Genomic DNA, 12124 nt, shown 5'->3' with positions numbered 1-12124 from the left:
CTACATTGGTGTTTCCAAGCCCAGCGTACGCCGGGCGTTAGCCAATGTCGCCTCGGGCAATGGCACGAAGCCCGACTCGCGTACCAGAGCTTGCCCGTTGGGGGATAGCACCAGGTCGAAGAAGGCGCGTTCCAGAGACGGCAGTTGCGTTCCGGGCGGCAGGTTGACATAGAGATAGAGTGGCCGTGCCAGCGGGTAGCGATCACTGATAGCGGCTGCCGTATCAGGCTCGATACGCTCCCCTTCGGCGTTGATCAGTGCCAGTGGCTTCACGGCCCGAGTTAGATAGCCCATGCCCGCATAGCCGATGCCGGCCGGGCTTTCCCCCACGGCCGCCACGACCGCCGATGAGCCGGTGTACTTGTTGACTCGCGGCCGAAAGTCGCCATGGCACAGCACGTCGCGCTTGAAGATCGCATAGGTACCAGACGCCGAAGTTCTGCCATGCAGCTCGATAGGAAGATCCTTCCAGCGTCCCGACAGTCCCAGCCCGCCCCAGTGCGCAAGATTCGGGTACCCGCCGCAGCGGTGAGTATCCGAAAACAAGGCATCCAGCTGGGCCAGGCTGATAGCCTGTAACGGATTCGTGCGATGGACGAAAACGGCTAGAGCATCGATGGCGACAGGCACCGCCAGGGGAGCGTAACCGTAGCGTTCGATGAAGGCCTTACGCTCGGAGGCGGTCATTGGACGCGACATCGCACCGATCCGGCTGGTGCCCTGCACCAAGGCCGGAGGTGCCGTTGCCGACCCGGTGGCCTGCAATTGCACACGTACGCCGGGGTTGCGCTGCTCGAAGCGTTCCCCCCAAGACATCATCAACTCGGCCAGGGTGTCCGAGCCGGTAATGTCCAGGTTACCGGCAATGATATCGGAGCGTCCTGCCTGCCCCAGGGCAGGCAGCGACACTGCCAGCCAGATCAGCAGCAACCACAGACTAGGGGCTCGGCGCCGTTCGGCCATGAATGCCTCCATGGATATGGTTCGCCATGTCGGCCTATGGCCGAGGACCATGACGAGAGTTAAGATGGCCGCACTTCAGGGTGACAATAACAACCGTTTGAAAGCGAGCCGACCATGACCGACCTCGACGACGTACCTGCCCCTCAGGGCGACCTGACCCTCAAGCTGCTTGCAACCGGCCAGGACACCAATATCTATGGCGATATCGCCGGGGGATGGCTGGTCAACCAGATGGACCAGGCAGCCGAACTTTGCGCGGGACGCCTGGCACATGGGCGCACCGCCACGGTGGCCATCGAAGCCATGGATTTTCTGTGCCCGGTGCGCGTGGGATCCGTGGTCAACGTCTTCACGGCCGTTCGCGACGTCGGTCGCAGCTCGATCAAGATCGATGTCGAGGTATGGATCCGCCCGCCTCACGAACGCAGCCCCGATGAACTTTACAAGGTCACCGAGGCGCGTTTCGTGATGGTGGCACTGGACGACAACGGACGCATCCGCGCCGTCCCGAACCGGTAAACGCCTTCGCTTTCCGCGACGTGTACCGGTTGTTTTACCTCACCATTTCACGATTCTTGAGGTACGCGAACTCGCCCACGTCAGTGTAGGGTTTGACGAACTGCTGGAACTGGCGATACGAATCGTAGATCTTCTTCGAAGCGGGATCGTTGCTGGCCTGTTCGTCGAGTACCGCCTGCGAGGCCTCTGCCAGCGCCTTGACGACGTCATCCGGCAGTTGCTTGAGCTGAACACCATGTTCGTCGACCAACGCCTTGAGAGCTTCGGCATTGCGGTAGGTGAATTCGTCGATCATTGCCAGATTCGCCGAACGGGCCGCTTCGGCCACTACCGCCTTGAGGTCGTCGGGCAGCGAGTTCCAGGCATCCAGATTGACGGTCCCTTCTAGAATCGCGCTGGGCTCGTTCCATGCCGTGGTGTAGTAGTAATCGGCGACTTGGTGCAGGCCGAAAGCCAGATCGTTGTAAGGCCCAACCCAGTCGGCAGCATCGAGTACCCCGGTCTGCATCGAGGTGAAGATCTCCGAGCCCGGCATGTTGACCGCCGTGGCGCCGATACGGTTCATGACCTCACCCGCCAGGCCGGGCAGACGGATCTTGAGCCCCTGCATATCTTCCAAGGAGCTGATTTCCTTCTTGAACCAGCCCGCCATCTGGGTGCCGGTATTACCGACGGCGAACGGCTTGAGGTTGTGCTGGGCATAAAGCTCGTCCCACAGCGCCATGCCTTCGCCCTGGTAGAGCCAGGAATTGGTCTCGGTGGTGTTCATGCCGAATGGCACCGCGGTGAAAAACTGGGCCGCCGGAACCTTGCCACGCCAGTAGTAGGAGGCGGAGTGCCCCATCTGCGCGGTGCCACTGGAGACGGCATCGAAAACCTCGAGCGCCGGGACCAGTTCACCGGCCCCGTACACATCGACCTGCATGCGGCCACCGGACAACTCGCCGATGCGCTTGGCGAAGTCGTTGGCGCCGGTGCCCAGAGCGGGGAAATTCTTTGGCCAAGAGGTGACCATTTTCCAGCGAATGGTGTCCTGGGCACGGGCCGTGGAAACGAAGGGCGCGGCGACAGCACCGGCCGCACCGGCACCGAGAACGGAAAGGAACTTGCGGCGTTGCATGCGAACGTGACTCCTGACAAGCGTTATTGTGTTCCGAAACGGAAAGCATGTGTCCAACAAAACACCTGGCAACGGCCGGGTAACGGCATCGCCGGGCTTACAATCAAGCCGGACAGTATGCTCGAAGGCTGAATTGGCCGACAAGGCGCGTCTTATGGCTCAAGACTATTTTTTGTCGCTGTCCTGCCGACGATTGCCATGGCGTACCAGCCAATAGCAGACCCCCAGGCCAAGCACGCCTGCAGCCAGGGCAAATATCTTCACCGGCTCGATGGCATCGAGATCCATGACCATGAACTTGCGCACCACGGCCATGATCGCGATCAACACCACAATCTCGACATGGATGAAGCCGCCGCGCTCGCTCATGGTACGCACGATGGAATTGTTGAACTCCATGGCAATCAGCACGGTAAGGATCATGTCGAAAACCGCCTGGAAGACCCGGTAGTTGAAGGGGTCACGGGTCTGCACGAACAGCAGATCGAAAACATGGAGGACCAGATAATAGATCGCCACCATCACCACACCGCTGATGGCAACGGTCAGCACCAGCGACACCAGGCGCTCGAAGCGCTGATAGCCGGAGAGCTGTGACCAGTTCTCGAGTAATTCGGGGAACCATTTCTTCATACCGGGCACCTCATAGCGGGGTCAGTTTGGCGAAACCCAGCACCAGCCACTTGTCACCCTCGCCTTCGAAACTGACCTGGACCCGGGCCCGCTCCCCTTCGCCTTCCGCGTTGAGGATAATGCCCTCACCGAACAGCGGATGACTGACCCGCTGTCCCAGCGATAACGACGGCAGGTCACCGCCCGGCGAAACTGAAGTCTGCTGCGAAAGCCCTCGCCCGGGGCGTGTTGCCGTGACCGGCCGTGACACCTGCCCTCGCAGGCGCACCTCTTCCAGCAGCTCTTCGGGGAGTTCGCGCAGGAAGCGCGACGGTCGCTGGAAAGTTTCCTTGCCGTGCAGGCGGCGCAGCTCTGCATAGGTCAGGTATAGCTTACGCATAGCGCGGGTAACGCCGACATAGCACAGCCGGCGTTCCTCCTCGAGTCGACCGGGTTCCTCCATCGACATCTTATGCGGGAACAGACCTTCCTCGACCCCAGCGATGAATACGACGGGGAATTCCAGACCCTTGGCAGAGTGCAGCGTCATCAGTTGTACGCCATCCTCGAATTCGTCGGCCTCGTGATCGCCGGCGTTAAGCGCTGCCTCGGCCAGGAACGCCTCCAGGGCCGCCATGCCCTCGCCGGCTTCTGGCAGATCGAACACGTTGCCTTGAGTGAAGGCACGCGCAGCAGTGACCAGCTCTTCCAAGTTCTCGACCCGCGCCTGACCCTTCTCGCCTTTTTCGCTGCGGTGATGCTCGACCAGCCCGGACATCTCATTGGCATGATCAATGATCTCGTGCAGGGCCATGCCAGCAGTATCGTTATCGAGCCGCTCGATAAGGTTGGCGAAGGCGGTCAGGGCATTGCCCGCACGCCCCTTGCAGGTGCCGTCGCTGACGCTGTCATGCAGCGCCTGCCACAATGAGATGCCTTGGTCGCGTGCGCGTTCGCGCAGGATCTCCACGGTCCGCGTTCCGATACCGCGAGCCGGGACGTTAATCACTCGCTCCAGCGAGGCGTCGTCCTCACGATTGAGTAGCAGACGCAGGTAGGCCAGCGCATTCTTGATCTCCAGACGCTCGTAGAAACGCTGGCCACCGTAGATGCGGTACGGCATGCCCTGGCGGATCAGGGTTTCCTCGATGACCCTCGACTGAGCGTTGGAGCGATAGAGAATGGCGATTTCGCGGCAATTGAAGCCCTCGTCGACCTTCTCCTTGATGGTATCCACGATGAAGCGAGATTCATCCAGATCATTGAAGCCTGCATAGACGGAAATCGGCTCACCCTTGGCCCCGGCCGTCCACAGCTCCTTGCCCATGCGCCCCGCATTATGGCTGATCAAGGCGTTGGCAGCGTCGAGGATGGCGCTGGTCGAGCGATAATTCTGCTCCAGGCGCACCGTGCGCGTCTCGGGGAACTCCTGCTCGAAGCGGCGGATATTCTCGACCCGGGCCCCTCGCCAGCCGTAGATCGACTGGTCGTCGTCGCCGACCACGGTCAGCCCGGCACTGTCACCGGCGAGCAGCTTGAGCCAGGCGTACTGCAGCGTATTGGTATCCTGAAATTCGTCGACCAGCAGGTGGGCAAAGCGTTCACGGTAGTGAGCCAGCAGTCGCGGATTGTCGCGCAGCAGCTCGAGGCTACGCAGCAGCAACTCACCGAAGTCGACCAGCCCGCCGCGCTCGCAGGTCAGCTGATAACGCTCGTAGAGCTCGACCATCTGGCCCATATAGGCGTCGCCATGGGTTTGCACCTGATGCGGGCGCAACCCTTCTTCCTTGCAGCTGGAAATGAAATACATCACCTGACGCGGCGGAAAACGCTCGTCGTCGATGTTGTAATCCTTGATCAGGCGCTTGATCAGGCGCAACTGGTCATCGCTGTCGATGATCTGGAAGTGCTGGGGCAGTCGGGCGTCCTGCCAGTGCGTGCGCAGCAGCCGGTGAGCGATGGAATGGAAGGTGCCAACCCAAATGTTGCGCAGCGACAGACCAAGCAATGCCTCGAGGCGCGTACGCATCTCGCGAGCCGCCTTGTTGGTGAAGGTTACCGCGAGAATGGCATAGGGTGAGAGCCGCTCGACCTGCATCAGCCAGGCGATGCGATGCACCAGCACACGGGTCTTGCCCGAGCCGGCGCCGGCCAGTACCAGCATGTTGCCCAGCGGCGCACTAACGGCCTCGCGCTGGGCGGGATTGAGATCGTCGAGAAGCGACGAAACGTCGCCCGGAGAAACATCGTCCATGGAACGGCAGTCGGCGTGTCGAAGTGGACACTCAGCTTACCATATCCACCACTGGCGACGCTGGAGCCGATTATTCACTCATTAGACTGAGCGAGCGCAGCCAGTCTACTCCGACTCGGGAAAGCGCAGCGGATTAAGACTCCGTTTCACCGCCTTCAACTGCTCTGCCAACTTGGGCCCTCGTGTCTTGGCCACGCCTACTGCCAGTACGTCGATCAGCACCAGATGGGCAACGCGCGAACTCATCGGTGTGTAGATCTCGGTATCTTCATGCACGTCGATATACAGCGGCAGTGTCACCTCGGCAGCCAGCGGTGAACCGCTCGGGCACAGGCCGATTACGGTCGCTTCGGCATCGCGTGCCATGCGCACGCTATCCACCAGCGCCCGAGTACGTCCGGTCTGCGAAATCGCGACCACCACATCGCCTTCCTTCAGCGTCGCCGCGGACATGTTCTGCATGTGCGGATCGGCATAGGCCGACGTCGATATCTGCAGGCGAAAGAACTTGTGCTGGGCATCGAAGGCAACGGCACCGGACGCGCCGAAGCCGTAGAATTCGACGCGGTTGGCCATGGCCAGGGCATTGATCGCTTTGCTCAGCGACTCGATATCCATCCGATCTCGCACTGATAGCAACGTGCCCACGGTGGAATCGAAAATGCTGTGGGAGAACTCGGCCACACTGTCGCTGTCGTTCATCGAGAACTGGGCGAACTGACTACCGCTGGCCAGCATCTGGGCGAGGCGGAGCTTGAAGTCCTGAAAACCACCGCAGCCCAGCGCGCGACAGAAACGCACTACCGTGGGTTCGCTGACCTTGGCCTCGGTGGCCAGGTCGACGATCCGCATGTGGATAACTTCTTCGGGGTTTCGCAGTACGAAGCGCGCCACTTTCTGCTCGGAGCGACGAAAGTGCTCCATGCGGCGTCTCATTTCATCGAACAAGGCACGGCTCACAATTCGCTCCCGAGGCTTTGGAATGGCATGGCGCAACTGCAGTATGCCTAAAATGGGCAAATAGAGGGAAATTTTGCGCGGCTTGGCGTCAACGTAATGCTTTTGTCAACTGAGTTATAGTAAGTAATGACGTGTCGTCAACGACACCTCTTCGTAGAACAGGAGAGTTGATCATGCGTAACGCCGAACCGCTGGCCTCCGTGAAACACGAACTCCTCGACATCTTCATGTCCATGCAAGTCGCTGAACACGAAGCGCGTAAAAAGCATGCTGCCGTGCGTCACTTGAGAGCCCGTCGTGGCATAGAACTGCACAATGAATTCAAGCGCCTGGAACAGGACATCGCCGACCTGAACGACGATGCCCCGGGATAACAACGCCCTGGTGTTTCCCAGGGCGTTATAGCATCGGTCAAAGGCTGCCGACGAACACCACGATTACGCCGATCGGGGCGATGAACCGGGCGGTGATGGACCACAGCGTGGCTCCGGTACCCGAGAGTCCCAACTCGCGGTGCACGCTGTCACGATCCAGACACCAGGCGGTGAAGACAATCGCCCCGAGGCCGGTCAGTGGCAGCATGAACTTGCTAGTCACCGTATCGAGCAGGTCGAATGTGTTGAGGCCGAAGACCAGCGGGTCGCTCCAGACGTTGAATGAAAGCAGCGCGGCGATACCCAGCGCCCAGGCAGCCACACCCGCTACCAACGCAGATCCGACACGGCCCAGCGGTGACCGCTCCTCGACGAACTCGACCACCGGTTCCAGCAGCGAAATGGCCGAGGTCAGTGCAGCGAAGGTCAGCAACAGGAAGAACATCAGCCCCAGAATCGTGCCGCCGGCCATGTTGCCGAACGCCAGCGGCAGCGTCACGAAGATCAGACCCGGGCCGGACGCCAGATCGAGACCATTGGCGAACACGATGGGAAAGATTGCCAACCCGGCGCCCAGTGCGATGACGGTATCCATGATCACTACGGTACGCGCAGTCTTGAGCAGGCTGACGTCCTCGCCGAGGTAGGAACCGTAGGCCATCATGATGCCCATCCCCAGCGACAGGGTGAAGAAGGCGTGGCCCAGCGCGGCCAGCACGGTACCGCCAGTCAGCTTGCTCCAGTCCGGATTGAACAGATAGGCCAACGCCTCGCCGAAGTGCCCTGTGGTCATGCCATATCCGACCAGGATCAGCAACAACACCGCCAGTGCCGGCATCATGGTGCGCACCGCACCTTCCAGACCTTTGGTGACACCGCGGGCGACAATACCGATGACCAGCAGCATGAATGCCGAATGCCAGGCCAGCATTATGCCCGGATTGCCCAGCATGCCTTCGAACAGCGCGCCGATGCCATCGGCATTCTGGCCGCTGAAGTTACCGGTGACCGAGCCAAGCGTGTAGGACAGCGACCAGCCACCGATCACGCTATAGAACGACAGGATCAGGAAGGCCCCCAGCACCCCGCTGATACCGACCACGGTCCAAAGACCACTGCGACCGTTGAGTCGTGCCTGCTCGGCCATGGCGTTGATCGGGTTCTTCTGGCCTCGACGGCCGATCAACCACTCGGCAACCAGGATCGGCAAGCCGATGAAGGCGATACAAATCAGATAGATGAGTACGAAGGCGGCGCCGCCACTCTCCCCCACCATGTACGGAAATTTCCAGATATTGCCCAGACCGACCGCAGACCCTGTTACTGCAAGAATGAAGGCCAGTCGAGAGGACCAGTGCGCGTGGAGCTGTTTAGACATAGTTCACCCTGAGAGTACGTGACGTCATCGATCGATCGGATGCAATGACGGCTTGTCTTTGTTGGGTCACGTCTTCTGTTTCACGGATCGCGCGAGACAGACAAGGCATGACAGGATCCTGCAGCCCGAGGTCATCGGTAAATCATGGGCGAAAGGCAAAATTGAGCGGCGCTCCTTGCATGGAGTCGACCCGTTTGCCCCGACTTGCCCGTCGGACTGCCTGCCGCAGGCAGGATCACCGCCGCGTCGCACCGCTTCATGCGGGTCCGGGTATGGACACGGCCTGACACGGTGCATCGCGTCTACCGGCTACCGAAAAAGGAGGAAGTACACCACCATCCCAGCAAGAATCGCCAAGTAAACGCAAGAGGCCGACAAAACTATCGGAATGTTGCGTTAATGACCAGCCTCGATGTCGTTAGCATCGATAGGCTAGAAGAGGGTGTTCTGGCGTGCGCCGGGAAATTCGTTCAGGTCGGGTAGGCCAGTAGCCGCTATCAGACGCAAGTAGAGATGGCGGGCCAATTGCGGGGCCTGCCGGTTGTCCGGAGTATGCACAAAAAGAAAAGGGGTTTTCCCCTGTTTTATCCACAGGATGAGACGGTCAATCCACGGTTCGAAATACTGCTCGTTGATCGGCCAATCGAAGTGGCCAATGAAGCGAACGATCGGGTTCGATGCCGTGGAAAGTACGTGTAATGGACGTCTTGGCTTTTCCTGCTGGGCACGGTAGAGGCGTGGATCGTTTTCCGCTGACGTTGAAAACAACGGCCTGACATCCAGCATGACACGGTCCACATTATGACTTATCAACAGGCGGTTGAGTTGCTGTTCGGCCGTCCCCTTGTGGAAAAATTCACTGGCACGGACCTCGACGGCACAAGGAATGGATTGTGGCCAACGCGCCAATAGATTTTCCAATTGCGGCAACTCATCAGGGCCGAAATCCCGAGGTAACTGGATCATCATCGGGCCAAGTCGGTCATGTAATGGGGACAGGCGATCCATGAACGCCTCGAGATCGTTTTCGATACCGACCAGGCGATGCTCATGAGTCAGACTGGCCGGCAGCTTGAAACAGAAGCGAAAGTCGACGGGTGCCTGACGTGCCCAGGCCTCGACCGTCTCCGGGCGCGGGGCACCACTGTAGAACGTAGTATTGCCTTCGACGCTGGAGAAGACTTGAGCATAGTCCTCGAGAAACGCCTCCGCCGGGGCGTGGCGGGCGTATAACCCGCCACGCCATTCGGCATTGGCCCACATCGGCAATCCAAGAAAGAGTTTGGCCATGCTCTGCTCCCGCACCCCGGTATTGATCCAGACGTGTTTATATAACCTGTCCGTCCCTGACAAGTGCGGATTGGGCTAGACAGACTTCACAGTAGCGTCAGCATCGACACCTCTACCTTATCGCTCGACAACGCAAGGCAACCCATGGCAACCGACTATCAAAGCGCCATTTCTTCCACGCTCCAGCGCATATTCGGCTACGACCGGCTGCGCCCCGGCCAGGAAGCGGTCATTTCGGCAGTAGTCGCGGGCCGTTCGGCAGCGGCGATCTTCCCCACCGGGTCGGGCAAGTCACTATGTTATCAGTTACCGGCGCTGTTGCTGCCCCACCTCACGCTGGTTGTCTCGCCGCTGCTGGCGCTGATGCAGGATCAGCTGTCTTTCCTCAACAGCCGTGGCGTGGCCGCCGCCAGTATCGACTCGGCACAGAGTCGCGAGGAAGCCAGCGCGGTGATGGCAGGCGTGAGGCGCGGTGAGATCAAGGTACTAATGATCTCGGTCGAGCGGCTCAAGAACGAGCGCTTTCGCGAGTTCATCGCCCAGGTGCCGATCTCGCTGATGGTGATCGACGAGGCGCACTGCATCTCGGAGTGGGGCCACAATTTCCGCCCCGACTACCTCAAGTTGCCGGATTATCAACGGCAGTTCGCAATACCTCAGGCACTGCTGCTGACTGCCACCGCCACGCCGCAGGTCATCGCCGACATGCAGACCCGCTTCGCCATCGCTGCCGACGACGTAATCATGACCGGCTTCTATCGCGCCAACCTCAATCTGCTGATCGAACCGGTGGCGAGCGACGACAAGCAACATCGCCTGGTAGAGTGGCTCAGTCCGCGTCTGCAGGAAGGACAGGAACAGCCAAGCATCGTCTACGTCACCCAGCAGCAGAGCGCCGAGCAGCTCGCTACCATGCTCACCCACCATGGCCTTAACGCTTGTGCCTATCACGCCGGCTTGCCCGCGGAGACGCGCGATACGATCCAGCACCAATTCATGGCCGGCGAGGTGGCCTGCATCGTTGCTACCATCGCTTTCGGTATGGGCATCGACAAGGCCGACATTCGCAACGTGGTGCATTTCGATCTGCCCAAGTCGGTCGAGAACTACAGCCAGGAGATTGGCCGCGCCGGGCGTGACGGTCGGCCCTCCGACTGCTTGGTGCTGGCCAATCGCGATGCGCTCAATGTGCTGGAGAATTTCGTCTACGGCGACACCCCGGAGCGCGACGGTATTCGTCGCGTACTTGAGGAAATCGCCGCGGTGCAGGACGGCTCAGGCGAGTGTCGCTGGGAACTGATGCTCACCGCGCTGTCCCAGCACAGCAACATTCGTCCGCTGCCACTCAAGACGCTGCTGGTTCAGCTCGAACTGCGCGGCGTGATTGCCCCGCGCTTCAGCTACTTCGCCGAGTACCGCTTCAAGTACCTGCGCGACCCAGAGGCTTTGATAGCAATGTTCGAGGGCGAGCGACAACGCTTCGTCCAACTGATCGTCGAGACTTCGAACCGTGCCAGGACCTGGTGCAGTCTTGATTTTGACGCTCTCTATCGACGTGGCCTCGAGTCTGGCGTCAACGCCGAGCGCAGCCGCGTAGTCAGCGCATTGGAATACTTCAACGATAAGGGCTGGGTCGTGCTCGAAAGCAAGCGAATGACCGAGGTCTACGCGGTCACGCCGACGCCGCTTGATATCGATGCACTGAGCGATGATCTTCATGGCTACTTCAAATCGAAGGAAGAGAGCGAGATCGCCCGACTCAATGCCATGCTGGCGCTGTTCGAAAGTGATACCTGCCTGAGTCATCGCCTGGCGCGCTATTTCGGCGATATGCAGGCTCCCGAGCGCTGCGGCCATTGCTCGGTGTGCCACGGTCATGTCGCCCGGTTACCATCGCCCGCACCGCTGCCGCCTCTCGAGTCACAGTCGTTTGTCGAGCTATGTGATCAAATCATCGAACGCTATCAGGCGGCGTTCGAGGGCCAGGTACCCGGCGTCGATCTGTTGACGCGTTATCTCTGCGGAATCACCGCCCCGCTATTCACGCGCTTGAAGGCGCGCCAGAGCAAAGGTTTCTCCCGGCTGGAAGCCTACCCCTACGCCGAGGTACGCCAGTGGGTCTCGGTTCATCTCACAGGCGATCAGTAAAAGAAGGCATGGTGAGCGATAGTCGAATTACGCACCTAGGCGAGCCCCTTTCAGCGCTTGGCTTAGGATGACCTCCCGTCGTTCAACCTCGGCTGATGATGTAACAACCACCACAGCCGAGGTTGAACGAGCATGGCGTTACGCCACTTATTCGACGGTGACCGATTTGGCCAGGTTGCGGGGCTGGTCGACGTCGGTGCCCTTGAGCACGGCGACGTGATAGGACAGCAGCTGCAGGGGCAAGGTGTAGAGAATCGGGGCCAGCGCCTCGTCGACATGCGGCAGGCGCAGCACGCGGATGCCCTCGGCCTGGGCCAGCGTCACGTGCTCGTCAGCGAACACGAACAGCTCGCCCCCGCGGGCACGCACTTCCTGCAGGTTGGACTTGAGCTTTTCGAGCAACTCGTCGTTGGGCGCCACCGAAATCACCGGCATCTCGCTGTCGACCAGCGCCAGCGGCCCGTGCTTGAGCTCCCCGGCAGGGTAGGCCTCGGCATGGATGTAGG

The 12124-nt window shown here is 60.2% G+C and carries 11 protein-coding genes; 3 read left to right on the top strand and 8 right to left on the bottom strand.

Annotated elements, in window-relative coordinates; translation table 11 throughout:
* Nucleotides 1–963 (bottom strand): PstS family phosphate ABC transporter substrate-binding protein, encoded by a 963-nt coding sequence (locus F568_RS0111180; protein ID WP_019018814.1) that lies wholly within the window; start codon nt 961–963, stop codon nt 1–3.
* A 114-nt stretch (nt 964–1077) separates the two neighbouring features.
* Between F568_RS0111180 and F568_RS0111175 the strand changes: the two genes are divergently transcribed.
* Nucleotides 1078–1482, top strand: a complete 405-nt coding sequence (locus tag F568_RS0111175) for an acyl-CoA thioesterase (protein ID WP_019018813.1) — start codon at nt 1078–1080, stop codon at nt 1480–1482.
* 34 nt (nt 1483–1516) lie between these two features.
* Here the strand turns inward: F568_RS0111175 and F568_RS0111170 are convergent, their stop codons facing one another.
* The 4 genes from F568_RS0111170 to hexR form a co-directional block, all read right to left on the bottom strand.
* A complete protein-coding gene (locus F568_RS0111170; RefSeq protein WP_019018812.1) occupies nt 1517–2602 on the bottom strand; it encodes a TRAP transporter substrate-binding protein in 1086 nt (361 codons plus the stop codon).
* A 165-nt stretch (nt 2603–2767) separates the two neighbouring features.
* Nucleotides 2768–3235: a phosphate-starvation-inducible PsiE family protein gene (locus F568_RS0111165; protein WP_019018811.1), complete on the bottom strand. Its 468-nt coding sequence runs from the start codon at nt 3233–3235 to the stop codon at nt 2768–2770.
* A 10-nt stretch (nt 3236–3245) separates the two neighbouring features.
* Nucleotides 3246–5468, bottom strand: coding sequence for a DNA helicase II (uvrD, locus tag F568_RS0111160; RefSeq protein WP_019018810.1), 2223 nt, complete (start codon nt 5466–5468; stop codon nt 3246–3248).
* A gap of 105 nt (nt 5469–5573) precedes the next feature.
* Complete coding sequence (hexR, locus tag F568_RS0111155; RefSeq protein WP_026300485.1) at nt 5574–6428, bottom strand: transcriptional regulator HexR; 855 nt, start codon at nt 6426–6428, stop codon at nt 5574–5576.
* Between the two features lie 173 nt (nt 6429–6601).
* Between hexR and F568_RS0111150 the strand changes: the two genes are divergently transcribed.
* Entirely contained in the window at nt 6602–6802 is a 201-nt protein-coding gene (locus F568_RS0111150; protein ID WP_019018808.1) for a PA3496 family putative envelope integrity protein, read from the top strand.
* A 37-nt stretch (nt 6803–6839) separates the two neighbouring features.
* Here the strand turns inward: F568_RS0111150 and F568_RS0111145 are convergent, their stop codons facing one another.
* Both F568_RS0111145 and F568_RS0111140 read right to left on the bottom strand, forming a co-directional pair.
* Entirely contained in the window at nt 6840–8180 is a 1341-nt protein-coding gene (locus F568_RS0111145; protein WP_026300484.1) for a sodium-dependent transporter, read from the bottom strand.
* Between the two features lie 432 nt (nt 8181–8612).
* Complete coding sequence (locus tag F568_RS0111140; protein ID WP_019018806.1) at nt 8613–9470, bottom strand: DUF72 domain-containing protein; 858 nt, start codon at nt 9468–9470, stop codon at nt 8613–8615.
* Between the two features lie 144 nt (nt 9471–9614).
* Between F568_RS0111140 and F568_RS0111135 the strand changes: the two genes are divergently transcribed.
* Nucleotides 9615–11618, top strand: coding sequence for a RecQ family ATP-dependent DNA helicase (locus tag F568_RS0111135; protein ID WP_019018805.1), 2004 nt, complete (start codon nt 9615–9617; stop codon nt 11616–11618).
* A gap of 147 nt (nt 11619–11765) precedes the next feature.
* Here the strand turns inward: F568_RS0111135 and F568_RS22760 are convergent.
* The coding region (locus tag F568_RS22760) for an SIS domain-containing protein (protein WP_026300607.1) at nt 11766–12124 on the bottom strand (359 nt) is incomplete at its 5' end.

The organism is Modicisalibacter luteus DSM 23508 (assembly GCF_000378505.1).
Classification (GTDB): Bacteria; Pseudomonadota; Gammaproteobacteria; order Pseudomonadales; family Halomonadaceae; genus Modicisalibacter; species Modicisalibacter luteus.
The sequence above is the reverse complement of the archived record's forward strand: the minus strand, read 5'-3'. Positions and strand labels throughout refer to the sequence as shown.

Excerpts from the sequence above, each read along its gene's own strand:
- F568_RS0111140 (WP_019018806.1), bottom strand. The coding sequence starts at position 9,470 with ATGGCCAAACTCTTTCTTGGATTGCCGATGTGGGCCAATGCCGAATGG.
- F568_RS0111180 (WP_019018814.1), bottom strand. The coding sequence starts at position 963 with ATGGCCGAACGGCGCCGAGCCCCTAGTCTGTGGTTGCTGCTGATCTGG.
- F568_RS0111165 (WP_019018811.1), bottom strand. The coding sequence starts at position 3,235 with ATGAAGAAATGGTTCCCCGAATTACTCGAGAACTGGTCACAGCTCTCC.
- F568_RS0111175 (WP_019018813.1), top strand. The coding sequence starts at position 1,078 with ATGACCGACCTCGACGACGTACCTGCCCCTCAGGGCGACCTGACCCTC.
- F568_RS0111135 (WP_019018805.1), top strand. The coding sequence starts at position 9,615 with ATGGCAACCGACTATCAAAGCGCCATTTCTTCCACGCTCCAGCGCATA.
- F568_RS0111150 (WP_019018808.1), top strand. The coding sequence starts at position 6,602 with ATGCGTAACGCCGAACCGCTGGCCTCCGTGAAACACGAACTCCTCGAC.
- uvrD (WP_019018810.1), bottom strand. The coding sequence starts at position 5,468 with ATGGACGATGTTTCTCCGGGCGACGTTTCGTCGCTTCTCGACGATCTC.
- F568_RS0111170 (WP_019018812.1), bottom strand. The coding sequence starts at position 2,602 with ATGCAACGCCGCAAGTTCCTTTCCGTTCTCGGTGCCGGTGCGGCCGGT.
- F568_RS0111145 (WP_026300484.1), bottom strand. The coding sequence starts at position 8,180 with ATGTCTAAACAGCTCCACGCGCACTGGTCCTCTCGACTGGCCTTCATT.